This window comes from Parablautia muri, from assembly GCF_009917485.1.
Taxonomy (GTDB): domain Bacteria; phylum Bacillota; class Clostridia; order Lachnospirales; family Lachnospiraceae; genus Suilimivivens; species Suilimivivens muri.
In genome coordinates, this window is record NZ_QZDT01000005.1 from 103562 (window position 1) to 129087 (window position 25526).

Annotated in this window: 20 protein-coding genes and 1 pseudogene; 3 read left to right on the forward strand and 18 right to left on the reverse strand. The window is 42.0% G+C overall.

Translation table 11 applies throughout. The features are described from left to right. Positions 1-10: 10 nt before the first annotated feature. The 7 genes from D5281_RS05240 to D5281_RS05270 all read right to left on the reverse strand — a co-directional run bounded on the left by D5281_RS05240 (position 11) and on the right by D5281_RS05270 (position 9136). The gene (locus D5281_RS05240; protein WP_160559083.1) at positions 11-1627 is read right to left on the reverse strand and encodes an extracellular solute-binding protein; all 1617 of its coding nucleotides are present in this window, start codon (positions 1625-1627) and stop codon (positions 11-13) included. Positions 1628-1760: 133 nt separating this feature from the next. After that, on the reverse strand, positions 1761-2660 hold the full coding sequence (locus D5281_RS05245) for a carbohydrate ABC transporter permease (protein WP_160559084.1): 900 nt from the start codon (positions 2658-2660) through the stop codon (positions 1761-1763). 12 nt (positions 2661-2672) lie between these two features. Continuing rightward, on the reverse strand, positions 2673-3632 hold the full coding sequence (locus D5281_RS05250; protein WP_160559085.1) for an ABC transporter permease: 960 nt from the start codon (positions 3630-3632) through the stop codon (positions 2673-2675). 356 nt (positions 3633-3988) lie between these two features. Next, positions 3989-5722 (reverse strand): cache domain-containing sensor histidine kinase, encoded by a 1734-nt coding sequence (locus D5281_RS05255; RefSeq protein ID WP_160559086.1) that lies wholly within the window; start codon positions 5720-5722, stop codon positions 3989-3991. After that, positions 5700-7181 carry a response regulator gene (locus D5281_RS05260; protein ID WP_160559087.1) on the reverse strand — a complete coding sequence of 494 codons (1482 nt, stop codon included), beginning with the start codon at positions 7179-7181 and terminating at the stop codon, positions 5700-5702. The genes D5281_RS05255 and D5281_RS05260 overlap by 23 nt, the downstream gene beginning before the upstream one ends. 184 nt (positions 7182-7365) lie before the next feature. Then, a complete protein-coding gene (locus D5281_RS05265; protein WP_160559088.1) occupies positions 7366-8493 on the reverse strand; it encodes an aminotransferase class I/II-fold pyridoxal phosphate-dependent enzyme in 1128 nt (375 codons plus the stop codon). Between the two features lie 58 nt (positions 8494-8551). Beyond that, positions 8552-9136 carry a LysE family transporter gene (locus tag D5281_RS05270; protein ID WP_160559089.1) on the reverse strand — a complete coding sequence of 195 codons (585 nt, stop codon included), beginning with the start codon at positions 9134-9136 and terminating at the stop codon, positions 8552-8554. A 477-nt stretch (positions 9137-9613) separates the two neighbouring features. Between D5281_RS05270 and D5281_RS05275 the strand changes: the two genes are divergently transcribed. Then, the gene (locus tag D5281_RS05275; protein ID WP_160559090.1) at positions 9614-10273 is read left to right on the forward strand and encodes a hypothetical protein; all 660 of its coding nucleotides are present in this window, start codon (positions 9614-9616) and stop codon (positions 10271-10273) included. 13 nt (positions 10274-10286) lie between these two features. On the opposite strand, the gene D5281_RS05280 is transcribed toward D5281_RS05275, so the two are convergent. The 6 genes from D5281_RS05280 to D5281_RS05305 all read right to left on the reverse strand — a co-directional run bounded on the left by D5281_RS05280 (position 10287) and on the right by D5281_RS05305 (position 15379). Further along, positions 10287-11186 carry a LysR family transcriptional regulator gene (locus D5281_RS05280; protein ID WP_160559091.1) on the reverse strand — a complete coding sequence of 300 codons (900 nt, stop codon included), beginning with the start codon at positions 11184-11186 and terminating at the stop codon, positions 10287-10289. A gap of 138 nt (positions 11187-11324) precedes the next feature. Then, positions 11325-11582: a Txe/YoeB family addiction module toxin gene (locus D5281_RS05285; protein ID WP_160559092.1), complete on the reverse strand. Its 258-nt coding sequence runs from the start codon at positions 11580-11582 to the stop codon at positions 11325-11327. Positions 11583-11585: 3 nt separating this feature from the next. Continuing rightward, a complete protein-coding gene (locus D5281_RS05290) occupies positions 11586-11837 on the reverse strand; it encodes a type II toxin-antitoxin system Phd/YefM family antitoxin (RefSeq protein ID WP_160559093.1) in 252 nt (83 codons plus the stop codon). Between the two features lie 170 nt (positions 11838-12007). Next, the gene (locus D5281_RS05295) at positions 12008-13381 is read right to left on the reverse strand and encodes a hypothetical protein (protein ID WP_160559094.1); all 1374 of its coding nucleotides are present in this window, start codon (positions 13379-13381) and stop codon (positions 12008-12010) included. Between the two features lie 193 nt (positions 13382-13574). After that, positions 13575-15098 (reverse strand): ATP-binding protein, encoded by a 1524-nt coding sequence (locus D5281_RS05300; protein WP_160559095.1) that lies wholly within the window; start codon positions 15096-15098, stop codon positions 13575-13577. A gap of 11 nt (positions 15099-15109) precedes the next feature. Then, a complete protein-coding gene (locus D5281_RS05305; RefSeq protein ID WP_160559096.1) occupies positions 15110-15379 on the reverse strand; it encodes an AlbA family DNA-binding domain-containing protein in 270 nt (89 codons plus the stop codon). A 378-nt stretch (positions 15380-15757) separates the two neighbouring features. Here D5281_RS05305 and D5281_RS05310 point away from each other — a divergent pair, with 378 nt between their 5' ends. Beyond that, on the forward strand, positions 15758-17176 hold the full coding sequence (locus tag D5281_RS05310; RefSeq protein WP_160559097.1) for an alanine/glycine:cation symporter family protein: 1419 nt from the start codon (positions 15758-15760) through the stop codon (positions 17174-17176). A 91-nt stretch (positions 17177-17267) separates the two neighbouring features. Further along, positions 17268-17834, forward strand: a complete 567-nt coding sequence (locus tag D5281_RS05315; protein ID WP_160559098.1) for a GNAT family N-acetyltransferase — start codon at positions 17268-17270, stop codon at positions 17832-17834. Between the two features lie 166 nt (positions 17835-18000). Here the strand turns inward: D5281_RS05315 and D5281_RS05320 are convergent, their stop codons facing one another. The 5 genes and pseudogenes from D5281_RS05320 to D5281_RS05340 all read right to left on the reverse strand — a co-directional run bounded on the left by D5281_RS05320 (position 18001) and on the right by D5281_RS05340 (position 25477). Then, positions 18001-19902 carry an extracellular solute-binding protein gene (locus tag D5281_RS05320; protein WP_160559099.1) on the reverse strand — a complete coding sequence of 634 codons (1902 nt, stop codon included), beginning with the start codon at positions 19900-19902 and terminating at the stop codon, positions 18001-18003. A 5-nt stretch (positions 19903-19907) separates the two neighbouring features. Beyond that, on the reverse strand, positions 19908-20747 hold the full coding sequence (locus D5281_RS05325) for an ABC transporter permease (RefSeq protein WP_160559100.1): 840 nt from the start codon (positions 20745-20747) through the stop codon (positions 19908-19910). A gap of 751 nt (positions 20748-21498) precedes the next feature. After that, a pseudogene (locus D5281_RS26870) lies at positions 21499-22500 on the reverse strand (ABC transporter ATP-binding protein); the annotation flags it as partial. Between the two features lie 270 nt (positions 22501-22770). Next, complete coding sequence (locus tag D5281_RS05335) at positions 22771-24540, reverse strand: L-fucose isomerase (RefSeq protein ID WP_160559102.1); 1770 nt, start codon at positions 24538-24540, stop codon at positions 22771-22773. Positions 24541-24565: 25 nt separating this feature from the next. After that, on the reverse strand, positions 24566-25477 hold the full coding sequence (locus tag D5281_RS05340) for a D-psicose 3-epimerase (protein ID WP_160559103.1): 912 nt from the start codon (positions 25475-25477) through the stop codon (positions 24566-24568). Positions 25478-25526 lie beyond the last annotated feature (49 nt).

Sequence of the window (25526 nt, forward strand, 5' to 3'; positions counted from 1 at the left end):
CTCACTTCAACTACTCAGTTTTTCCCCACAATTTCATTCTTTCCTGATATTGTTTAGACATATAGCTTTCCACATCAGAAAGACCTGCTTCGTCCATCTCTGAAATCATTGCTTCGTAGACAGAAATTGCTTCTGCATTATCTGCCGCATTCACGATTTTAGGAAAGTTCTGGTCATAAATGTCTTTCACCTTCTGCCATTTTAAGCCCTCCGGTGAACTGCCGGCAGGTTCAAGCCCTGTGAAATCTGCCGTATCCCATCTGTCTGATTCGCCGAATCGCTCATTGGCAAATTGGGCAACGTCCGATTTCTCATAAGCAGTAACATCATAAGGGGTTCCATCGGAACCGAAGCCATTTTTAATAAACCATGTCCATTTACGTATGCCTGTTTTCAATTTCGTATCATCAAAGTCTGTGTTGAATCCATCAATAATATCCTGGTGAGGCACATGTTTCCCATCTACCATATCCCAGTTTTCACCTTCAATTCCCCACATCATCAAATATTGGCCTTCTTCACTAACAAGATAATCAATAAACTTCATTGCCGCTTCAGGATTTTTGCAGTTGGTCGTTATTGCAATCGCATCCCATCCTAATGTACTCCTGCCATTATAAGTAGTCTTTGAAGCATCAACGCCATCCGCTACTACTTTATAACTGTAGAACTTAGCGTCCGGTCCAATCGTGCTTGCCAAGCTGGCATTTGCGGCATCCGTATCCCAATAAGAGCAAAAAGTGGAAAATACATTACCTGCCGAAAGCTTCTGTGTCCACTGTTCCTTTTTATTTACAACCCATTCCTTATCCAGCAGTCCCTCTGCATAAAGCGTGTTCATAAAAGCCACCGCTTCTTTATATCGCGGATCCTTTGCCCTATGCTGTATTTGATTGCTTTCATCTACATAATAATTTGTCATTCCATACATACCAAACAAAGAACCTTCATAATTTTTACTTTCTGCATCAACGGTAATTGCAATGCTCTCCTTGCCGTCTATAGTAGGATACTTCTCCTTAAACTGTCTCAAAATATCTAAATATTCGGACTGTGTAAAGGGATCGGTACTATTAGCACGTTCTTCCCCGACAATTTCTGTCAGCAGGTCTTTTCTCATCAACACGCCCGCAGAAGCCTCCGGATCCACACCGTACCAGTTATTCAGATAGTAATTCTGACCATCAGAGTACCTGCTTTTTGTAAGTACCTCGCCATACATTTCTTTAATGTGCGGACCATACTGGTCAATCAAATCGTTTAAAGGAATCAGCGCGCCTGCTTCAATATAACGGTCTACAATTTCATTGCCTCTGTCCATCAATACAATATCGGGATAGTTCTGTCCTGTCAGCATCAGATTCAGTTTTTCAAGGGGATCTCCCGTAGGATTTTCCACTGCAATTGTTACACCCGTCTTTTCCTGAATCGCCAATGCCACTGGGTCATCAAAGGTATTGCTGCCGGAATTTTTGTCAAATAACGTTAGTGTTACCGCTTCTCCTTCCGCAGCCCCTTTACTGCCTGCATTGGTGTCCGTGCTGTCATTTTGTCCGCCGCAGCCTGTGAATGCTGTTGCTGTCATTACAGCCCCCAAAAGGAGCGCTGTTATTTTTTTTGCTTTCATTATTTTCCTCCTGTTTTTAACATTTTTCAGGCAATTGTCATTTGCTCATTCTATCGACTTTACTTTAAATACTCCCAATCCGACCTTCCATATCCGTATGGATATGCCCCTTTTACACATTTAACCTTTTTGGTCAGCTCTTTACCGATCCAAGCATAATTCCCTTCACAAAATACTTTTGGATAAATGGATAAACCATGATAATCGGAATGGTCGCCACCATTGTTGCCGCCATACGAATACTGTCAGGTGTAATACCCTGACCGGTACGGTTTGCCGCCTGATTTGCCCCCGTTGTCTGATATTGGTTCAAAATTTCAACCAAAATAGACTGCATTACTTTCAAGTTCTGAGAGTTCGTATATAAATACGCATCAAACCATGAATTCCAGTGCATGATCGCCACAAACAGCGCTACCGTCATAATAATAGGTTTTGACAACGGAATTACCAACTTAAAAAACACCACCAAATCATTTGCTCCGTCAATCTTGGCTGCTTCAAAAAGCGCGTCCGGCATTCCTTCAATATAATTTTTTACTAAAATCATATTGTACACACTGATCAGGTTGGGAAAGATATAAACCCAAAAGCTGTCTAACAATCCTAAATTTTTTAATACCATATAGTAAGGAACCTGGCCGCCGCCAAAATACATTGTAAAAATAAAAAATAATGTAATAGGCTTTTTTAGAAGCAAATCTTTTCTTGAAAGAACAAAAGCAAGGGCGGTCGTAGCCAACACCGCCAGCGGCGTCCCAATAGCAGTACGGGCAACTGTCACGATAATAGAATGTAAAAATGTTGTCCTGGTCAAAATATCTTTGTAGCTTGCAAAGCTCAATTTTCTTGGCAAAAAGTAAAGTCCGCCACGAATTGCATCAGTCGCATCATTAATGGAAATAATAAAAATATTCCAAAACGGGTATACACAAACCACAACTACCAGTGTCAAAAAAACTACTTTAAAAACATCCAATGCAATATCTGAAGCAGGTTTTTTCTTTTTATATACCACAGCATTCGTTCCCATTTCTTTCCCTCCTTAGAATAATGCACTGTTATCATCGTCAAATTTCTTCGACAAAGTATTAGCGCCCATAACCAGTATAAAAGATACAATTGACTTAAACAGTCCTACTGCAGTACCGTAAGAGTACATGCCGTTTTTCAAACCGTAACGATATGCATATGTATCTAAGACATCGGAATAATCTAAAATAGCGTCATTCGCCATCAACAACTGCTGTTCAAACCCGGTATTCAGCACGCCTCCAATTGCTAAAATCAACAGAACCATTATTGTAGGTTTAAGAGCCGGGAGTGTTATGTACCATATTTTCTGTACTCTGGTGGCTCCGTCAACATCTGCCGCCTCATACATATCCTGACTAATCCCTGAGACTGCCGCCAGATAAATAATTGCATTATAGCCAAGCACTTTCCATGCATTTGCAATTGCTATGATCCACCAGAAATACGGTCCTTTCTGGAAAAACAAAACCGCTTCTTCCGTAAATCCAATTGCCATCAGCAGGTTATTGATTACGCCATCAGCAGATAAAAACGTAATAAAAATATTGGCAGCAATAACCCATGAAATAAAATATGGCAGATAGGAAGATGTCTGAACAAATTTCTTCATCTTCTCACTCCTTACTTCATTCAAGCAAACTGCCAAAATAATAGGCAATGGAAAAGAAAACAATAATGTCAATAAGCTGGTGGCCAGCGTATTTCTCATGATCTTAAAAAAATCTGTTGAAAAGAAATACTTAAACCAATCAAAACCTACGAACTGAGCACTTGCCATATCCGCAAAATATCCGTTTCCTTTTGGCGTATAATTGATAAATGCCATGTACACACCGGTCATTGGTGCATAGCAAATCAATACAACCCAAATCAGTGCGGGAAGCAGGAGCAGGAACAAATATTTCTGTTCCCAAAATCTTTCCCAAAAACTTTTTTTGGGTTTTACAGCTTTTGCAACTGCCTTTTTCATAACTTACCATCCTTTCTTTGTTAGTATTGTATATTTTTATTTCTTTGTGTCTTTATTCTATGTTCATTTTGTATGGGTCTCAATCTAAAAATTTTATAAATTTAATCATTATTTTACAATTTTAGATTTTTCTTTTTTCTAAAATATAAATTTTTAATGATTTGTTTATATTTTTAACGATTTTACATACAATCACAATTTCCCGGCTGTTCATTCAGACAGGGCTGTTTCACTTGCTGACTTATTGTGACAAACGCCCTCACCCTTTGTGCTCCGGCTGCTTGTAATAAAAAAACTGCACAAAACGCTCCTATGGCATTTTGCACAGTTTCATTACTATGTATCATTATAAATTTTCATTGTCCTGCCGTTCTTTTAGGAATTTCCACACGTATGCAGGTACCCTTTCCCAATACACTATCTACACTCACCCCATAACGTTCACCATAATTAAGCTTAACCCTGATATCTACATTTTTAAGTCCAAATCCTTCCTGGGAATGCTTTAACTCTGCTCGAAGCCTTTCTAGCTTCTCCGGCTCAATTCCCAACCCATCATCCTCTACCGTATAAACAATCCGGCTGCCTTTTTGTCCGATACTCACTTTTATATGGAGAATCCCTTCTTCTCTCATTCCGTGATGAATCGCATTTTCCACTAATGGCTGCAATAGAAGTTTGATTGTCCGATAGTTGAGCACTTCCTTATCTACCTCATAAGCAATATCCATAACCTCTTCAAACCGGATTTTTTGGATCTTCATATAGTTTTGTAAAAGCTCTAATTCTTCCTGGACGGAAACCACCTGACGCCCTTTATTTAAAGATATGCGATAAAAATTTGCCAAATATTTAACACTCTCAACCGTTCTTTTCCCTCCTTCTCTTAATGCCATAGAAGAAATCACCGAAAGAGCATTGTACAAAAAATGCGGGTTTATCTGCTCTTGAAGCAGATTCATCTCGCTGGACTTTACAAGAAGCTTTTTCTCATAATTATCCCGAATGAGTATCTGTATCCTTTCATTGAGCAAATTAAATGCAACAGCTATTTGTCCAATTTCATCTTTACCCATATCTTCAAGAACATAGTCAAACTCTCCATCCCCTAATTTTCTGGCCGCATAAACCACTTTCCCTACACGGGCCGATGCTTTTGCGCTATATATGTAGATTGCCACAAACACGAACAATGAACTGCATACAAAAATTGTCAATATCTTTCGGGAAACTGCCCCTGCTTCTTCTAGCAGGCTTTTCTGATTTTCAATCATAAACAGCTTCATACCTAGCCCAATATCCTGCGACATACAAATAACTGGCAAATCGTCCATGTGCAGCGCCACTCCACGTCCGCCTCCCTCCACGCTTTTCCATCCGGAAAGCTTTCCATCTAAAGATGACCCCGTTTCCTCCCGGTTGGATGCTGCCAGAATCTTACCTTCCTCATCCACTAAAAGCAGTTTTCTGTTTCCGGCTTTTTGAAAAAGCAGCTCGCAGACAGGCTCCGCATCAATCATTACCACCATGAAATTTTCTATTTCCCCGCTGCTGTAATGATTCATTTTCTGTATCAGCCCGATATAGTTTCCATCTTCTTTGCAGACAATTCCTCCTGCTATTGCTGAGCCGCTTTTTGATTCGGCTCTGTCCTCAAAACCCTCCATCAGGCTTTCTTTGGGATAAAAATAGTAGTTATCCTGCGGCAGTGTTTTATTGCTGGAATAAAAGCTTACTCTACTAATACCTGGAATCAGCGAAATCGTATTATGTAACTGTTTATCAATATAATAAAACATGTCCCAATAGGACAACTCTGTATAATCCACACTCAAATAATTATACATCGCCTGGTTCGTGTACAGCAGATCCATGATTGTGCTGTAAGTCTGAAAAAACGCTCCCAGACTCCTGGCTGCCGTTTCCATATTCTGCTGCATATCCTGATAACTTTTTTCTTTCAGAATATTACTGGTCTGCTTATAGTTGTATGCCGTCATAAGTATCATAGGAAGCACGGCAAATGTAATATATACCAACATCATTTTGCCGAAAAAAGTGAAATTTCTAAACTTTTTTACGATATTCATTCGGCGTTACCCCAAATCGTTTGGTGAAAATCTGGCTAAAATAAGATACATTTTCATACCCCGCTCTGCTGCTTACATCCTTGACTTTCAAGCGCTTATCTCTTAATAATTCGCATGCCTGCTGCATTCTGACATCTGTTATATACTCCAAAATAGTCTGCCCTGTTCCTATTTTAAATAAGCTCCTCAGATAATTAGGAGACAGGTTGATTTTTTCCGCCATATCCTCCACTCTGCATGCATTCATATAATTTTTATCAACATAGTTTCTGACCCAGGCAACCACATAGTAATTTGAGTCCTCCTGCTGCTTTTTATAATAAGTACACAATTCTTTTACATACTGCCACAAAGCCTCGCAAATACCAGTAAAATAACCGATATTCAATATCTTACGTTCTGGCTTTTCTTCCCTTTTTTCCATAAATTCCAAAAGCTGCATATCTTCCAATTCAAGCCTGTTATGCAGATTCAGATACAATGCATATGCTTCTCTCTGACTCTCCGCGCTGTTCAGTCCTTTCAATTCCCTAAGGCAAGACAGCAGAGCATCTTTTGTACTTTCCTCTTTGCCGGATAAAATCTCCCTGCGCAATTCCTTTCTTTTTTCGCTCCAGCTATCTTTGTCCACACGCTTTCTATTATCTTCTTCTTGACTGCTCACACAATTGACATTGCCAGGCTTTTCGTAAAACATTCTGTCTCTTTGGCTTTTTAGAATATCACTGCCGTTTTTTAGTTCCTCAAGCGATAGCCTTCCCTCCAGGTAAGCCACACATCCATTATCTCTGACCGCCTGTATGATTCTCCCTGCTGCATCCTGAACCGAAATGTAACCCTGCAAAATAACAAAAATCATTTGTTCCGCGCAAAAAGCATGCTGCACTTCGGAAAACTTTAACAAATCGACTGCCAATTTTTCGTCTACGTTCCCATAAACTCCCAGCATACCAAAAGCTTTTTCCTGTGCCGTATGGGAAAAATAGGCTCTAGAAAGCTCGTCCAGTTTTTGTTCATTCCCTTCACATGCACGCACCAAAAGCTGCCCGGATGCAAATCTTATGGAATCCTCCGCCATTTTTTCCCTTCCAATTTGTTCACAAATTCTTTCAATCAGTCCTTCTACTTCATCTACTCCAAATGGTTTTAAAATATAATCTACTGCCTGTACCTGAAAAGCAGATTTCATATAGTCGTAATAGTCATAACCTGTTAAAAAAACTATTTTACATTGATACCCTTCTTCCCGCGCCCTTTTGGCCAATTCTATCCCATCCATCACCGGCATCTGAATATCCGTAATCATAATATCAGGGTCATGGGCTTCCAGACATTCTAACGCCGCCCGTCCGTTTCGGGCCGTATAAACCCTGGAGGCGCCAAGCCTTTTCCAGTCCACGTAATCTCTCAATGTTTCCATTTCCAGTTTTTCATCTTCAACCAATAATACGTTGAACATACTTTTCTCCCACCTTGGTCATGCCGCCAGCCCTTATGATACCTACTATTTTCTATAAAAATTATACTTAATTTCAAAATGGATAGCAACACAAAAGTTATATCATTCATAAAGCGTAACCGTAATGATAATTCATGACTCAAACTATATAGCGGAAAAAGGCTTGGAGAAAACACCTATAAGTTTATTGCTGCCGGAACTGGTTTCGTACAATTTTTATGATGCGCTCCATATCCTCCTTTGTATTTTTAATATCGCTTGGCAGGCAAAGCCCTCTGTTAAATATATCTTCGCTTACACTCATCCCATCCTCTACCTGGATAAAGTCATATTTTTCAAATACAGGCTGCAGATGCATTGGTTTCCATATCGGCCTGGTTTCAATATTTTCGGCCTCTAAGGCGTCCATAACCTGAGCAGGCGTTACATTGCTGTCTGATGAAATCGTCATACAGGAAAGCCAGTTGTTGTCAGCGCCGTCTTTGTTTAGCGGATTCATTTCTATTTCCTTTATATCCGAGAAAGCTTCTTTGTAGATTTGATAAATCTTGCGCTTTTTTTCTATGTGGTCTTTCAGATACCCCATCTGCCCGCATCCTATTCCGGCAACAATATTTGACATCCTGTAGTTGTAACCAATCGTAGAATGCTGATAATGCCTGGCCGGATCCCGGGCCTGTCTTGACAGAAAACGCGCTTTTTCCACATCCTCATCCCGCTTTGCAACAAGTATCCCTCCCCCTGAAGTCGTAATAATTTTATTCCCGTTAAAAGAGTAGATTCCATAGTCCCCGAAAGTCCCCGTCATTTTTCCTTTATAGGTGGTGCCTAAGGACTCCGCCGCATCTTCTATTAAAGGGACATTGTGTTCTTTACATATGGCGCATATTTCATCCATATGAGCTGATGTGCCGTATAAATGCACTGCCATAACCGCTTTGGGGTGGGGATATTTTTCAAACGCCTTTTTCAGCGCCGCCCCGTCCATGTTCCATGTATCACGCTCCGAATCAATCAAAACGGGAATTGCCTTCTCATATCTGATTGGATTTACGCTGGCCGCAAAGGTCAGGGAAGGAACAAAGACAATATCGTTTTCCTTCACACCTGCCAAAAGAACGGACAGATGCAGCGCCGCCGTTCCTGATGAAAGAGCGGCGGCGGAAGACGCCCCCACATAAGCCGCCACTTTATCCTCAAATGCATCTACGTTGGACCCTAACGGCGCAACCTGGTTTGTTTCAAACGCCTCTTGTATATACTGCCGCTCCTTGCCATGCATGGTGGGCGTGGCCAAAAGAATCTTTTTCATCCTTAAATCTCCTAAACTGAATCAATTTTCTGTATCCTATATTCCATAGGAAAAACCTTTATTTTAACATGCCATATACACACTCTACTAAAGCTAACGCAAGGATCAGGTTAATCGCCCTGTAATATTTCTGATATGTTTTCCGTATCAGCATGCCCATCCCAACCCAGGTGAAAGTTGCAACTGTTCCAATGGTGGCAATGAGAATCTCAAACAATAGCAAAACCCAAAAAGAAACGCTATAATCTGTTATATAACCGGTCAGTGCCGTAATTCCAAATAAATAGATTTTCACATTCACAAACTGTAACAAAAAGCCTTTCATAAAAGATGCGGATTCTTCTGCGGTATCTACCGCCGGTTTGCTTAACGCAATATGGACTGCCAGCCACAAAATATAAGCGGCCCCTATATATTTCATAATCCCAAGCATATCCGGCAAAAATGCACTCACCCCAAATACAAAAACCGCACATATAATCTGCACAACATAATATCCTGCAAAAATCCCCCCAAAAAGCGGCCTTCCTTTTTTATACCCATAGTTCGCTACCGTATTCAGCGCTAGTATATTTCCCGGTCCTGGCGTAAAAGCATTGATACAAGAATAAATCAAAAAATTACCTAATACATAAGCCGGCATTTTTATGCCTCCTTTCCATTTCAATAGTTCCTCAAAATCTCCTTTGCAATCGCAAAAGCAACCAGAAAGGAGTTTCTGGGACTATTTTAATATGGAACATCATGTAATAGGTAATATCTGTTTTTTATGCTGTTTCATAGCTTGAGCCTATGTATAATCCATGATAAAGTAACGTTTCCTTGTTACTTTTCACGGGTCAGGAATGCGCATTTACTGCGCATTTTGTGAGAACGTGATTCAGGTGTGAGGAGCGATTTTTGCGAAGTGAAACTTGGAATATCGCCCCGAATGTTACTATGAGCGGTTCCCAGGCCGTGAATAGTAACGTTTCCTTTGATAAATAGGGTAATCGAACCGCTTCATTCATTGAACTATGCAGTAAAATATAGTATGATAAAAATATGATTTCCAGATACACATAGCGTACTCCGCACACACACAATTTGCGGGACGCTGACAAGATTGGAGGGGGATATTTTGAAAAAGAAATTATACGGCAATATTTGTTTATGCAGTTTTATTGTCTTTCTGCTTTGTGCATGTGGAAAACAGCAATCCCAGGGTATTCATGAGCCTACCCCGGCTTTAGACCATTCTATAACAAAAATGCCTGATTTGGCAGATAATACTCCTGAAACTGTAACGTTTCAGGCAACAGTAATTGATACGGCCGCCGATTCGATTTTGGTAAAACCTATAGAGGGTTCTTTGGAACTTAATTCGGCAGATCAGTTTCGTATACCCAATAAGGAACAACTTGAATTACAAATTGGCGATTTGGTGGAAATCACTTACAACGGGGAGATATTAGAAACATATCCTGCACAATTAGGAGATGTGTATAAAATGACATTGTCAGAGCAGGAAGAATCTGTAGTAATGTGGGATAGGATACCTATGGTAAGAGTAAATGGAAAATTATATTATCACACAGGAAAAGAAAGTACTGTTACCGGCCGCTGCGGAAATATGGATGGAGAGATAACGACCACGGTTGACGGAACTGAAATTCCAATGGAAGATAATCAGTCTAACTTTGGGAGTGGATTTGGTTATCAATATGGAACGGACGATACAATAGAGATTTATATGAATGAAAAGTGGTTTGTCTTTGAATACAGAGAAGAATCTGAATGAAACTTTCTATTGTTCATTTCCGATACTGTTTCAAAGCCTCAACATAGATTTCCCCCAATTCCGATAATTCTTTATCCTTGTTAAGTATGTATCCGATATGCATTACTTCATCTTCCTTAAGGGGAACGGAAATGATAGAATCCCCTTGCAGATATTTGGGAAAAATACCGCTTGAAATTGTATATCCTCCCAAGCCAATCATCAGATTTACGATAGCCGCACGGTCACTTACCTTAATGCTTCTTTCAGCAGGCTCATTGCTGAAAAGTTCCTCTGAAAAATTGGAAGACTCATAAGTCCCCTGCACAAAGCTAAGCCGGGGATATGGTTTCAAATCATCCAACTGAACAGACGCACATTCTGCCAGCGGATGTTCCTTGCTGATAAAGATATGGGGCCTTGCGGTAAACAGCTCATAAAAGTTCAAATTGTATTCATCAAACAACTTTCTCAGCACATTTTCATTGCTGTTGCAAAGATAAAGGATTCCCAAATCGCTAAACCGGTTCCGCACATCTTCTACGATTTGATGGGTCTGTGTTTCATTCAGGATAAACTCATATCTCTCCTGACCAAAACGCTCTACCAGTTCCACAAACGCATTGGCCGTAAAGGTAAAATGCTGGGTAGAAACGCAGAATCGCTGCTTTGCCGGTTCTCTGTTAACATATTTTGATTCCAGCAGTTCCATCTGCTGGACAACCTGCCTTGCATATCCTAAAAGCTCCATGCCCTCTTTCGTCAATGCTACGCCCGCCCGGCATCGGCTGAAAATTGTTATTCCGGATTCCTTTTCCACTTCTTTGATGGCGCCGGAGAGACTGGGCTGGGAAATATAGAGCTCTTTTGACGCTTCTGTAATAGAACCTCTTTCTGCAACGGCAATCATATATCTTAATTGTTGTAATGTCATCCTCATTTTCCTGTCAATTCCTTATTTCTGAAGGTATCATCATCGCGGTCTTGCTTTATGTCGTTTCCTTCTTTAACTTATTGGTTTCTATCAAAATGCCGTAAAAGATTTTTGCAAATGTCCTACATCCATTGGCCACTATGAATAGTGATATCTGCAAGTATATACGATTAAATTGGTCCCTTCCAATTGATAAACCAATCTATGCTCATCGGTTATCCTTCTACTCCATTTACCTGCTAAATCATATTTTAAAGATTCCGGTTTGCCAATCCCCTCAAACGGGCTCCTTTTTATATCCTTAATTAATTCATTGATTCTTTTTACAATTTTTTTATCCATTTTTTTCCAGTATATATAATCCTCCCAGGCATTCTCAGTGAGGGATATATTCATAAACTAATCCTCCACATCAAAGTTTACAAGTTTTCCATCTTCTGCTTGTTGGACAGATTCTTTCAACCACTCATAGTTTGACTTACTCTCTCTTACATGAAGGTTTTCAATCAAGTTATCGTACTGTGCCTGAGACATCAGTACGACATTTTCATCGTTTTTCCTTGTAATGATTGCAATGTCGGAATCATGCACCACCCGATCGCAAACTTCCTTAAAATTATTCCTTACATTAGAAAAATTAGTTGCTATCATACAATCGCCCTCCCTTTAAATTAGTATATTCTACACCCATAGTATTATCAATATTTTGTACAATATTCTGTACGTTTCAAGCAACTATTCAACCAGGCCTGTGCATTTACTGCACAGACCGTGAAAAATTCCAGTAAAGGCTGTCCGCATCCGCTAACTTTTTGAAAAAATTATCCTTCCTCTTTCGTGGGTTTGGCGGATTTTTCATCCGCATTCTGCAAAAGACCGATTGTCTCATGTTCCTCAAAATACATACGCTTATCATATACGCCGCAGTGCATGTAAAACCCCGTTCCCCCAACTGTATTAAATCCTTCCTCAAATCGATAAACTGTTTCTCCTGCTCCGCCCTGTCTTGGGACCCGAATCAGCTCCCGCTCCATTTCCGGAAAGCCCTGGGATTCCGTACCTAAATATCTGCTCTCCAGCAAGTAAACGTAATCAGCATCATAATTTGCCAGCAAAATTTCCGCCCACGCGTCCGCATCCTTTTCAAAAAAGAGCCGTGCCTCCTTTGTGTTATAATCCACATACCAAATATCTCCTCCTTCGTTGGCTCCATAATAAATTCCTGTTTCCGTCACAATCACAGGATAGTCTGCCATATCGCATAAATACTCATAAGTTCCATCTTCCTTTTCCAGAAAAAGGCTTCTTAGCAGTTCATCCTTATACTGGCTGACCACCTGGTTTCCCTCAAGCATTTCTCTGCAGGCGGCAACATCCATTATCGCCTGATATCTCTTTCCGGTTTCCTCTACCATTTCCCAATACGCATCATCCGATCGGGCATTCATCTTCTGCCATTCCAGCTCCATGTAATCATTGTACTCCCGGTAGAGAAAATCATCCGCCTTATCGTCCAACCAGCCGGTGATTGCTCCCTTTTCATTCAGTTCAAATCCGATTCTTGCACCGTAATCCCTTGCCACATATAGATTACTTTCGTAAATAGAAACACGATACAAGAGGTCAAATTGCGTACTGATATCCGCAAGCATATCTTCAACCGCAAGGGTATTTAAATCCATTCGGTAAACGGTGGCCGCCTCCTGTCCTTCTTTTGACACCGACCCGCAAAAATAAAGATAATTCTGATAAAGTTCCATTCCCCTTCTTGCCCTGTAGGAATTTTCGTAAATCAGTTCTTCTTCTCCTTCCCCATCTTTCACCCGTCTGATGCCGTCTTCTCTGGCCAGGTACACATCTCCCTCGTAACAGCGAAGCATTTCATTATATTCATGATTGTAATTAAAATCCTGTTCTGCCTTTGGATTTTCCGCTCCATTGCCTTCCGGTTCCCCGCCTTCTGATGATTCATTCAAATCCCCCGCGTCCTGCATGCCTTCATCCGGAGAATCATTTGATGAGGTCAAATTCCCCTGGATATCCGAATCTGCCTCCGCCCCTTTCCCTTCTTCTGGTTTATCGCCACATGATATAAGAAGGCTGACCGCCATAATCAATATACTTATCATTAAAATTCCGGAGATACCGTTTCTTTTTCCTTTTTTCTTTATCAGATTGTCAATCCTTTTTTCCATATGCTTCTTAATCCTCCAAAATCTCTGGAAAATACATCATTTTGTGTACCATTCTTTACATTGTTCCCGATGCTGCTTTGTATGCTTTTTTGTGCATTGCCTGTCATGTCTGTATATTCAACCAATGAGGAGATACTGTCACAATCCTCAGTTTCTTTTCATAGCATTCAACACATATTTCTATCCCAGCCCTCTACTCTTTCGTATATCTTCTGTTTTTGGTTGCTGCCGTACAGGAAATGAAATTCATTGCAACCAGTTCATTTAAAAGTTGTCTTGTTCTGGATCCTTTCAAACCTACCATTTGTGCGATTTCCTCCGAACTATAAGATATTCCCTGCTTCATACAATCCAATATTTGTTTTTGCCGTTTTGACAGTCCTGGCACGCCTATTGTATGAGCTGTTGATTTTTCTGCCGATTTTTCTGCCGATTTTTCTGCCGATTCTGCTAAACTATCTGCCAGATTTTGTGCCATACCGGAAAGCCTTTTGTTATCCTGCATTTGATTGCTTAAATTTTGGGCTGTCTCGCTGATTTTCTCAATCTGTTCTTTTGAGAACGTATTCATATATGCCACTATCCTCTTTATCACTCCCTCAATCCCCTCTGACTTTTCTATTGAGATTGGAATTGCCTCTATTGAACTATTAAATGTTTCTGCTATTTTCTCAACCTGTATTTCCGAATCATTCACATTTTCAATTATTTTCTCATACAATTCCTGCAATGCAGCCAGCCAGCCCGGCATCATATTCAATGTTAATGTAACCTGATTCAGTCTTGTATCTTCCTTTAGTTCCGGCTTTATCCATCCTTCATTTTCCCATGTAGATAAAATTGCCGGAAAACCGGAGCCTGCATTATCGCCAAAACCAATCATTCTAAGCATTGTCTGCATACGGGGATTTCTTGGTTTTGAGTTTCCTCCCCGGTAAATATCTTCAATCGGAAGCTTCAATATTCCGGGATTGGTAAATTCAAATCCATCAGTACGTTTAATTACTTTCAAAGTTCCTGCATCCAACAGGTAATCTGCATGTATAATCAAATTCACAAAAGCTTCTCTAATAGCCTTGTGAACGGGTGTTTCATCAATACGCTGCATTCCTTCTAACTTAAAAGGCTTCTTCAAATCAGCAATCAGCTTTGGTGTTACTCTGGTAAAAAAATTAAATAAATTATTTTCCCATGTTCCATCATAGGTAATACGGTCATTCCAGCGAACCTCCGGCGTAATCTCACTTTCATCCCGGTAATCCATAAATACATTATCAAATTCGTCCCGTATGGCAAGTCCATTGCCAAACATCATCAATCCGGCAAGTGTCACACCTTCTTTTCCTCCCCTTCTATCTTTTCTATACCCACCAAGTCTTTCAAGAAAGGATTTGTCATCAAGAGAGTTCCACACATGCCCATCATTTCTAATCTCAAAAATCTGACGATATTTCCGCAGAGTTTCTTTATCAATGTCCTCCATTGTGTAATATTCCAAAATCATGCCGTCACTTCCATCTGGATTTTTATCGCGAATCATACCGTCAACTTCAAGGTCTACCGCATGATAATCACCTTCGTTATTTCTTTTAAATGTACCTTTATATGGATTTTCACCAATATATACCGGACGCATTTTGTAATCAGCTCTCGGCACCTTGATTACCACTAAACTAACTTCCGACTCCTCCACAATAAACACATCTTCATCCTTCAAAATATTTATGTTCACCTTATTGCTGTATTGCTGTTAATTGTATTCCAAAAATCCTCCACCTGTTTCTTGGGATTATCGATTCCCTGTATGATAAATCGTTCTTCAAAATGCGTTTTCTGTTTGTCTTCCTTCACCCCAAGAATAATATAACCTCCTTTCGTATTGGCAAAAGCAGAATAGGACTCATAAACAGATTTTGGCACGTTACTCTCTGCTTCCTTACATTCTATATCTACTTTTTCTCCCTGATATATTATTTGTTTTAATTCCTGCATGTCCATAGTACCCTATCACCCTCTTTCCCACATACATATCAATTTTGTAATATCTGACATCCTTTATAGCGCTTTCTTAATTGTGGATAACTTGTTTTTATTCTATCATAATACAGCCCGATCGCACATATGAAAATCCATCACATATTTATTTCTTATCTTAAAAAATCCTGCTTTTCTTTCAACTTCTCCCAAATCCGATTTTTACCGTCATTTTATTTTCGTATACCTGTTTACATCTATTCTTTTACACGATATACTGAGTTAAAACCTATTTACGCCTCTTGAAACGTACTGATATGTCGAAATCTTTTCTACCGGATGTGCGACATAGTCCTACTGTCTATAGAAGGGGCTGCCACACAAAAAGCAAGGATTATTGATATGGACTTTTTAACCAAAGCAACAGACTTAATCGTCACTATTTTTTATGCCGTATACCATGTCTTATGGGGCGATCTTATTACGGTTCCTTTGCCAGGCGGAAGCTCTCTCGGCTTATCTTTACTTGTTCTGATTTTGATTCCATCGGGAATATATTTTACCCTGCGCACCCGGTTTCTTCCTTTCAGACTGTTCCCCGAAATGATAAAAATTATGGCGGAAAAGCGGAATGTCAGTCAAAAAGATGCCATTTCAGGCTTACAGGCGCTGATTGTATCCACCGCCACCCGGGTTGGTATGGGCAATCTGGTAGGGGTGGTAGCTGCCATTTCCGCCGGCGGAGCAGGCGCTGTTTTCTGGATGTGGGTGATTGCCCTGTTAGGCTCCTCCACTGCTTTTATCGAAGGAACACTGGCCCAGCTTTATAAAGAAAAGGACCCGCTCTACGGCGGATACAGAGGCGGCCCGGCTTATTATATCCATTGCCTTTTTCTTAAGAAAAGCAACGCCCGTAAACGTTCTTTCATTGCCGTGCTGTTTGCAATCTCCGGTCTGATTTGCTGGTGCGGAATCAGCCAGGTTATCGGCAATTCGGTTTCCTCCGCTTTTGAAAACGCGTTCCGCATCCCGCCGCTTTATACCACAATCATCCTCGTGATTATTTCTGCGATTATTGTGCTGCGTAAAAACGCAACCGTAAAGGTACTTGACATTCTGGTGCCAATCATGGCCGCATGTTATTTTTTGATTACATTGTTTATCATCTTCAAAAATATAGGACTGCTGCCATCCGTATTCCAGCGTATTTTTGCCGAGGCCTTTGGTCTGCGTCAGGCTGTGGCCGGCGGATTTGGGGCGGTGATTATGAACGGTGCAAAAAGAGGCTTGTTTTCCAATGAAGCCGGTTCCGGCTCCGCGCCCTGCGCCGCTGCCGCTGCCGATATCAGCCATCCTGCCAAAGAAGGCCTTCTGCAGGCCCTGGGCGTATTTATTGACACCATTGTTATCTGCAGCTGTTCTGCTATGATTATGCTCCTTGCCCCTGCCCACCTTACGGACGGCCTTCAAGGTATGGATCTTCTGCAGACCGCTATGCAGCATCACATGGGCGGGTTCGGCGTAATCTTTATTGCCGCCATACTTTGGCTTTTTAGCTTTTCAACTTTTATCGGCATTCTGTTCTACGCCCGTCCGAACATTGCCTACCTATTTGGGGACAACTGGCTCTCCCAGACCCTTTATAAGATTTTGGCCCTTGTCATGCTCTTTATCGGCGGGCTGGCTGCTTACACATTTGTCTGGGATTTGGGGGATATGGGCGTTGGACTGATGACAGTTTTTAACATGATTGCCTTGATTCCTCTGGCGCCCCAGGCGATTCAGTCCCTGCGGGAGTATGAAAGCAAAATATTAAGGTAGAATTTGTGATTGCCCATAGTGTACTTCGTTTCGTACACATAGTATGTTTTGCATACCGTTTGCGGCTTTCTTGCAAGAATGGAGGTTCCATATGAGAGAAGATATTATAATTCGTCCTGAAACAGCGAAAGATTATCATGCTATTGTTTCTTTGATTCTGCGTTCCTTCCATGAGGGGACAGATTATTCTGACGGTACAGACGTAGTTGCCTTAGTTGAAGAAATACGGCAGTCTAAGTACTATATCCCGGCTTTATCCTTTGTTGCCGAATTAAAGGGCGAAGTTGTCGGGCATTTCCTGTTTTCACACTTTCCATTGTCCCAGACACCTAAGGGCGAGCATATCCACAACGGCGGTATTTTGATGCTGGCGCCTGTTTCGGTTCATGCAGACCATTTTCACCAACATATCGGTTCAACCATGTTAAACCTGGGCATTCAAAAAGCGAAAGAATATGGGGCCAAGGGCATCACCGTAGAGGGAGACTACCATTTTTATAACCGTGTGGGATTTCATACTTCATCGGAATTTGGGATCTATCCTACAAGCGGAATCCCAATGGCCGAGCCAAGATGTATGATGTGCATGGAAACATCGGAAGGGTCTTTGAAAGATGTAAGCGGTTATGTGGTGTATGATATGTATTATAATGCATAGAAAAGTAAAAATTGCGCTGCCCATACACTGCCCCATATTCTCACAGGGTTCTCTTACACAATTATTTCTGATTATACACCTATTATATCGGCATAAAATCTTCCTGTTGAACAGGAAAGTTACGAAACTCTCTTTCTTGGGAACCACATAACGGTTAGTGAACCTTTTAATGCTTGGAAGGATTCGCATTGCTTGCCACAATTTTCACCCTGCTCCACATATTGCTGATTTCCTTTCTGGTTTTCTCGTTATAAACAAACACCTCGTCAAATTCGCAATCCGTTCTGGGAATATAAGCGCTGATTCCCTCAAAATCACCCCCTGGGCCGGAAAGCACGTCCATAACCTCCTGGTTGGCCGAAGTATAGCCCACATAGCTGGAGTTATCATAAGCCCCCTCATAATCGCTGGCAAAATTAATAAACGCATGGGCCAGCTCAGGATTTTTCGCATTTTTAGGAATCACCATGGCATCGGACCATAAATTGGTCCCTGTTTTGGGAAGGTAGAAGCCCATGTTCTCATTTTCGGCCATAACATAGGCCGCATCACCAGAATACATAAGCCCTAGCGCCCTTCTTCCCTGGGCCATATTATCGATAATTTCATCAGTGACAATTTCAGGCTCCATGGTCTCAACGCATCTTACCAGCCATTCATATGCCTCGTCCAGCTCCTTAGCATCTTCTGTGTTCATAGAATATCCCAAAGCCTTAAGGGCCATCATAAAGCTGTCCCGTTCGGAATCATATAAATAAATATCCCCCTGGTACTTTTCGTTCAAAAAGATATTGAATCCCTCCTGCTCAAGACTCTCTACATCTACCTTATTTTTGTCATATACAATCCCCACCGTTCCCCAGAAATATGGAATAGAGTACGCATTTTCCGGGTCATAGGAAAGCCCCTTCACCGCATCCGTCAATTTATCCATACAGGTCAGCTTTGTATGGTCTAATTTCTGCAAATATTCCTCCAAAATCAGCCTCTGAATCATATAATCGCTTGGCACAAGGATATCATAAGACTCTCCGTTTGCCACCTTGATATACATCTGCTCGTTTGAATCATAATTCTCCAGAATGACTTTCGCGCCGGTATCTTCCTCAAAATCGCCTATAATGTTCTCTCCGGTGTACTCGCCCCAATTATAAATATGCAGTATTTCCCCCTCAAAGGGCCTTTTCTCCTGCATATCGCCAAACCGGACAAAAACGATACATCCTGCCGCACAGACAGCTGCCAGTGCGGCGGGAAGTAAAATTTTCTTTCTCTCTTTCTCCCTTTTCTGCCTTTTGGCAGCAAAGAGGGGCCCTACGTTAATGATCAAAAGCACAATGGTGATTATGCCTATCATCAAAGTAGACGCCGCATTGATGCTGGGGTTTATCCGTCTGCTCATGGTGTAAACCATAATACTTAAGTTTTTTACCCCGCCTCCTGTAACAAAGTAGGAAATAATAAAGTCATCCACCGACATTGTAAAGGCAATCAGCCCTCCTGATACAATTCCCGGCATAATCTGAGGGATGATGACCTTCATAAGAGCCTGCCAGGGAGTGGCTCCCAAATCCATAGCCGCATCCGCAAGGTCAGGGTCTAAAGAACGTATCTTTGGCATAACGGAAAGAATGACATAGGGAATGCAGAAGGCAATATGGGCAAGCAGCATGGTGATATATCCCTTTTCCACCCGAAAGGTAATAAATAACAGCATAAGCCCTATGGCCGTCACAATTTCCGGATTCATCATAGGCAGATTGTCCACCTGCTCCATCAAATCCCGGATAAGCTTTTTGGATTTGCTAAGCCCTATGGCCGTAAACGTGCCCACCACAGTAGAAATGAAGGAGGCGATAACCGCAACACTGAACGTGGTATAGAGCGCCTCCAGCATCCCCCCTGTTTCCAGCATATGCTGATACCAGCGGAGTGATAAACCTGTAAAGACGGTCAGAGATTTTCCCTCATTAAATGAAAATACAATCATATAAATAATCGGAAGGTAGAAAAAGACAATCATCAAAGCCATCAACGCTTTTAAAACCGGACGTTTTCTTTTTTTCATGACAGCTATGCCTCCTCCTTTCCGCCCTGATTACGCGCCTCCGCCTTATGTACACACATCATAAGAAGCATCATAATCACCGCAATAATCATAGATATTGCACTGCCAAAATTCCATTCTCCTACGGTAATAAACTGATTTTCAATTACATTTCCAATCAAAAAATATTTGCCTCCCCCTAAGAGCTTGGGGATGAAAAAAGAACTGACCGCAGGCAAAAACACCAGCGTAATTCCATTGACGACGCCCGGAATCGAAAGGGGCAGCGTAACCCGCCCAAAAGCCTGTATGGAATCCGCCCCCAAATCGGCAGCCGCCTCCAAAAGGGAATCATCCATTTTGCAAAGAGTTGTATTGATCTGCAAAATCATAAACGGAATAAAGTTATACACCATCCCTAAAAGCACCGCCCCTTCGGTGTATAAAAGTTCCGTATTTCCCAATCCCAACATCTTAAGAAGCCGCTGTATAAGTCCGTCCTGGCTTAAAAGTCCAATCCATGCATAAGTTCTCACCAGCATATTGATCCACATAGGCATGGTGATACAAAATACCAGAATATTCTGTACCCGCTCCTGACAATGTGAAATATAATACGCCACCGGATATCCTATCAACAGACAGATAATTGTGGTTTTAAAGGCGATCCAAAGAGAACGCCAAAGAATAATCAAAAAATCCGCATCGGTAAAAAATTTAACATAGTGTTCCAATGTAACGGAAAAAGAAATAATACTGTTTCCCGGCTGGGTAACCGAATAAAATGCAATCAAAGCCATAGGCAGCACCAGCATCAGTATGGACCAGACAATATAGGGAATTGCCATCTGTGAAAATTTTTTCATTCTACCCCTCCATTCTTGCCAATACCCCGCAAATTTGGGCGCAAGCACAAATTTGTTGATTGAAAAATCTCTGATTTTTCAATCTAACCTCCATGCTTCCTCTTTGCAGAATCATAAATCCGGATAAAAAACACCCGCCTTTTCAGCCGTTTCCAGGCATTTTTTGCCTAAAAACTTAATACACCATCCTAGACATTACATGAATGTCTTCCGGGAAGAAGGTCAGTCCAACCTCCTGCCCCTCTTTAATATAGTCTGTGGTGTGGATTTTAAATTCCCGCCCCATTGTGGAAAAGGTGATCCGGTAGACTCCCTCCGCCACATTTTCAGGTTCAAAATCATAGTCCACACTGATATCCACACTTTGGCTCTCATCGCTTAATTTCCATGCCTGGGCGCTGGCCCAGGTTTTCATATCCGTATCCAGGGCCTGGGACTCCCTGATTTCCTCCGCCGTAGTCTGGAAGTTGAACGCCATAACCGCTTCGTTTGCTTTTTCATTGCTCACAAAGGGCTGATTGACCACGAAAATCGTCCGCTCGATACTGGTTCCGTTAGAAGTGGAAAATAAAACCGGATACTGGCCTTCTTCCTCTCTTACGTCAAATTCAATTCTGGAAATAGATATGTAGTCGTCCGTCTCAGGATTCCATGCCTGGGCGTTGGAGCGGGCCACCACTTCCTTATCGTCCAAGCTTTTTACATCCTCCAAATCCACGTAGAAATTGGTTGCACTGATTTTTTCTTTTCCATCCTCGCTGACCGCATCATGGCTGCGGATCACCTGCATATTGACGGTTACCTGGGTACCGGGTATGGTTTCCACCATAACCTCATAATGCACACCCTTAAACAGAACACTGCGCACCTCTCCGGTCATCTTCCCCTTTTCTTTCCCCACAATATCAATATCCTCCGGACGGATTACCACATCCACCTGTTCCCTTTTCTTGAAGCCAAAATCCACGCAGTCAAACACAAGGTCGTCAAACCAAACCTTGTAGTCTTCCAGCATCACCCCCGAAATAATATTACTCTCGCCGATAAAATTCGCCACATAACGGTTCGCCGGCTCATTATAAATCTCCTGGGGGGTACCCACCTGCTGGATTTCCCCGTTCTTCATCACCACAATTTTATCCGACATCGTCAGCGCTTCTTCCTGGTCATGGGTTACAAAAATAAACGTGATGCCCACCTCCTGCTGAATACGCTTAAGCTCATACTGCATCTCCTGGCGCAGTTTAAGGTCAAGAGCGGCAAGGGGTTCATCCAGTAGTAAAACCTTAGGCTCATTTACAAGAGCCCTGGCGATGGCAACCCTCTGCTGCTGTCCCCCGGATAATAACGTGATATTCTTCCCTTCAAACCCCTCAAGGCCAATCAGCTTCAGCATTTTCATAACCTTCTGGTCAATCACATCCTTGCTGATTTTATTGATTTTAAGCCCAAAAGCAATATTTTCATATACATTCAAATGGGGAAACAATGCATATTTTTGGAACACTGTATTTAACTCTCGCTTGTAAGGAGGCTTATGATTGATTTCCTCCCCCTTAAAAATAATCTTTCCCTCATCCGCATCTATAAAACCGCCCAGAATCCTAAGCAGCGTTGTCTTCCCACAGCCGCTTGGGCCAAGAAGTGTAACAAATTCATTCTCATATATATCAAGATTTACTCCCTTTAATACAATCTGACCGTCAAAGCTTTTCACGATATTCCGAAACTCAATCAACTTCTTTTCTTCCATTATCACCTTCTCCTCTAAAGCACGCTCATTCCCTGAGCATTTAAAGCCATTATATCTATGTTCCGGCTAAACCGCAATCGGAAATATATAGATTTCCAAATATTGATGATTCATAATTATATACAGACTTCCGAATAATTACAATGTCAATGTATTTTAAAAAGACGGTATAACCCTTATCATTCGGGCTATACCGTCTTATATTGAAACGATTTTCCCATAGGGAAAACCTAAACGTTTATAAGGTCTTTTCTTGATTGGTACAAGCTTTTATCTGTATAAGGGGCCAAAAGCTCTGCATGCCTCCCGATCAGCAGATTCTAAATCGTTTGTTCCAAATGAAGACCATACATGGGGACGGAAAATCTTTTCTTCTTCTATGTTGTGCATGGTTACCGGAATGCGGAGCATGGAAGAAAGGGTGATAAGGTCAGCTCCTACATGTCCATGTATAAAAGCGCCATGGTTGGCTCCCCAGTTTGCCATTACGCTGTAAACATCCCGGAACGCCTTGCTTCCATTGGTTCTTGGTACGAACCAGGTGGTGGGCCAGGTGGGATCTGTGCGGATGTCAATTTTATCGTGTACTTCCTCTGGCAGTACTACGCTCCATCCTTCCGCAATCTGCATCACAGGGCCGATTCCATCCACCAGATTCATTCTCACCATAGTAAGCGGCATCTCGGCATCCGTTTTAAAATGGGACGAATACCCGCCCCCTCTGAACTGGCACAGCTCCGCAGGACACCAGTCTGTGGCTTCAAGGCACGCTTTTATGTCCGCATCCTTCATCTCCCACCAGGGCTTCATCACCCCTGCTCCTGCTTCATTCGTTGCTTTTCCAGTTGCATCCAGGCAAGTGGAGCCGGAATTGATTAAATGTATCAATCCTTTCGCAGCTTTTCCGACAGGTTCCCAACCGCTCACCCTCTTTATGGCCTCTGGGCTCCAAAAGCATCTCACATCCGAAAATCCGCTTGCTTTTCCGGTCAACAGATTGCCAAAAAGCATGGAAAGACCATTTAAATTATCATTTTCCGTTGCAAAAATAAGGGGCTGGCGTTTTCCATTCCAGTCAAAGGATGAATTCAGTATCGCCTCAGTAAAATCTGCATTGGGCTTATAGTCTGTCCACATACGCTGTCCCTGAAAACCGCCAAAGATGCCGTTTCTTCCAAGGGCTTCCTCTGTAAAGCCCAGTTCTGCCAGCCTTTCATTTCCAAGCATTACATCGCGGACAATCATGGTCATCTTTACCACAAATTCCCATTCCTCATCCTTCTGCTGCCTGCTGTGGGCCCTCTGCTCCGGATTGGGGTCATAGCCCTCCTTACAATTCTTGCGAGCCCAGGCAAGCGCATCTTTAAACTCCTCCTTATCATAAATTTCCAGTTCCATACGGCGCAGAATTTCTGTCATATCCACCCATTCAGAGCGCATCCCAAGATACTGTGCATAGAAGGACGGATCTAAAAAGGAACCCATAATCCCCATGGAGACCGCGCCAAATCCCACATAAGACTTATTCTGCATCTGGCCTACCGCTGTTGCACATCTGGCAAACCGCAGTATTTTTTCCTGTACATCATTGGGAATTTCCTGCTCCTCCATATCCTGTACATCTCTGCCATAAATAGAAAAGCAGGGCCTGCGCATCTGATTATGCGCTGCCATGGCGGAAGCTAAATACACGGCTCCCGGACGCTCTGTTCCGTTAAATCCCCAAATTGCCTTAATGGTAAGGGGATTCATATCAATGGTCTCAAGAGGATAACACCAGCTTGGTGTCACACTTAAGGTGGCTGTTACGTGTTCTCCAAAAAACTCTGCCTCACACCTTGCCGCCTCCTCTCCCCCTGCAATACTTCCGGAAAAAATCACAACACGGACAGGAGTGCCGTCTGCATAAAATACATTCTCCTGAATCAGCTTCTTTGCTGACTCTGCCATCTCCCTAACCTTTCCTTCTAATGCATCTCGAATACCAAGTCTTCTGGAATCCACGATAGGCCGTATTCCTATTGCCGGATAATTCTTCATATTTCCTCCATTCCCTTAGAGCATTTTATTCTAAGAAAGATCTAAGCACGCTCCTGTTATCAGAATTAGGGCCGCCAAATACATAGCGCAGATAATTCACTGAATTTCTTGCATCCTCATCAAGCTGCGCGATAGATGCGCCGCGGCTTAAATCACGCCACACCTTAATATCGCTTCCTACGCCGCCTCCACTTCTAACAAAGGGCTCCATCACAATGTTTTTCTCATATCCAATTGCACGCAGTGCCATGCCAATTTCATACCATGGGAAGCCTCCTTTACCTGGCAGCCGTCTGTTATTTTCTCCCACATGGAAATGCCCCAGCTTTTCTCCTGCCAGTAAAATTGCCTCCACCATGCTATCCTCCTCAATATTCATATGGAAGGTATCCAGCATAATCTTTACTGCATCCACATCTACTTCTTCTACAAATTTCCTGCATTCCTCACAGGTATTGAGCAGATATCCTTCAAACCGGTTCAGTACCTCTAAGCAGTAATCTACGCCGCACTCACCCGCAATCTTTCCGACCTTTCGCACGTTTTCCACGCTTCTTGCCCAGTCTCCCGCCTTGTCAATAGGCTTCGTATAATCAACCGGCCAGTAGGAATAAACGCCGCCCCCCAGGGTGTGAATGTCAAGCATCTCAAGCTTCCTTAAGATATCTGTGTAAAAAGCGATTGCATTCTTTATCACATCCGGTTCCTGACTTGCAAGGTTCTCATTTGCAGCAGGCCCATAACCAGCCGTCAAAATGATTCCCGCATCCTCCGCTCTTTTCTTTATTTCCGATAATTCTTCTTTGCCTGCTTTCTTTAACATGGCGCAGGAAATTTCCAGAACATCAAACCCCAACTTCTTTACCTTTTCAATATACTGCTTCTGGTCAACATCCCATTCCTGCTCCCAATAAGCAAAATAAATCCCATACTTCATAAAAAACCTCCATTCTGCTGCCTGCTGTAAAAATGATTCTTACAACAGG

Bases quoted from the DNA above. Each gene is read 5' to 3' on its own strand.
- D5281_RS05240 (WP_160559083.1), bottom strand. From the start codon at position 1,627: ATGAAAGCAAAAAAAATAACAGCGCTCCTTTTGGGGGCTGTAATGACA.
- D5281_RS05245 (WP_160559084.1), bottom strand. From the start codon at position 2,660: ATGGGAACGAATGCTGTGGTATATAAAAAGAAAAAACCTGCTTCAGAT.
- D5281_RS05250 (WP_160559085.1), bottom strand. From the start codon at position 3,632: ATGAAAAAGGCAGTTGCAAAAGCTGTAAAACCCAAAAAAAGTTTTTGG.
- D5281_RS05255 (WP_160559086.1), bottom strand. From the start codon at position 5,722: ATGAATATCGTAAAAAAGTTTAGAAATTTCACTTTTTTCGGCAAAATG.
- D5281_RS05260 (WP_160559087.1), bottom strand. From the start codon at position 7,181: ATGTTCAACGTATTATTGGTTGAAGATGAAAAACTGGAAATGGAAACA.
- D5281_RS05265 (WP_160559088.1), bottom strand. From the start codon at position 8,493: ATGAAAAAGATTCTTTTGGCCACGCCCACCATGCATGGCAAGGAGCGG.
- D5281_RS05270 (WP_160559089.1), bottom strand. From the start codon at position 9,136: ATGCCGGCTTATGTATTAGGTAATTTTTTGATTTATTCTTGTATCAAT.
- D5281_RS05280 (WP_160559091.1), bottom strand. From the start codon at position 11,186: ATGACATTACAACAATTAAGATATATGATTGCCGTTGCAGAAAGAGGT.
- D5281_RS05285 (WP_160559092.1), bottom strand. From the start codon at position 11,582: ATGAATATATCCCTCACTGAGAATGCCTGGGAGGATTATATATACTGG.
- D5281_RS05290 (WP_160559093.1), bottom strand. From the start codon at position 11,837: ATGATAGCAACTAATTTTTCTAATGTAAGGAATAATTTTAAGGAAGTT.
- D5281_RS05295 (WP_160559094.1), bottom strand. From the start codon at position 13,381: ATGGAAAAAAGGATTGACAATCTGATAAAGAAAAAAGGAAAAAGAAAC.
- D5281_RS05305 (WP_160559096.1), bottom strand. From the start codon at position 15,379: ATGGACATGCAGGAATTAAAACAAATAATATATCAGGGAGAAAAAGTA.
- D5281_RS05310 (WP_160559097.1), top strand. From the start codon at position 15,758: ATGGACTTTTTAACCAAAGCAACAGACTTAATCGTCACTATTTTTTAT.
- D5281_RS05315 (WP_160559098.1), top strand. From the start codon at position 17,268: ATGAGAGAAGATATTATAATTCGTCCTGAAACAGCGAAAGATTATCAT.
- D5281_RS05320 (WP_160559099.1), bottom strand. From the start codon at position 19,902: ATGAAAAAAAGAAAACGTCCGGTTTTAAAAGCGTTGATGGCTTTGATG.
- D5281_RS05325 (WP_160559100.1), bottom strand. From the start codon at position 20,747: ATGAAAAAATTTTCACAGATGGCAATTCCCTATATTGTCTGGTCCATA.
- D5281_RS05335 (WP_160559102.1), bottom strand. From the start codon at position 24,540: ATGAAGAATTATCCGGCAATAGGAATACGGCCTATCGTGGATTCCAGA.
- D5281_RS05340 (WP_160559103.1), bottom strand. From the start codon at position 25,477: ATGAAGTATGGGATTTATTTTGCTTATTGGGAGCAGGAATGGGATGTT.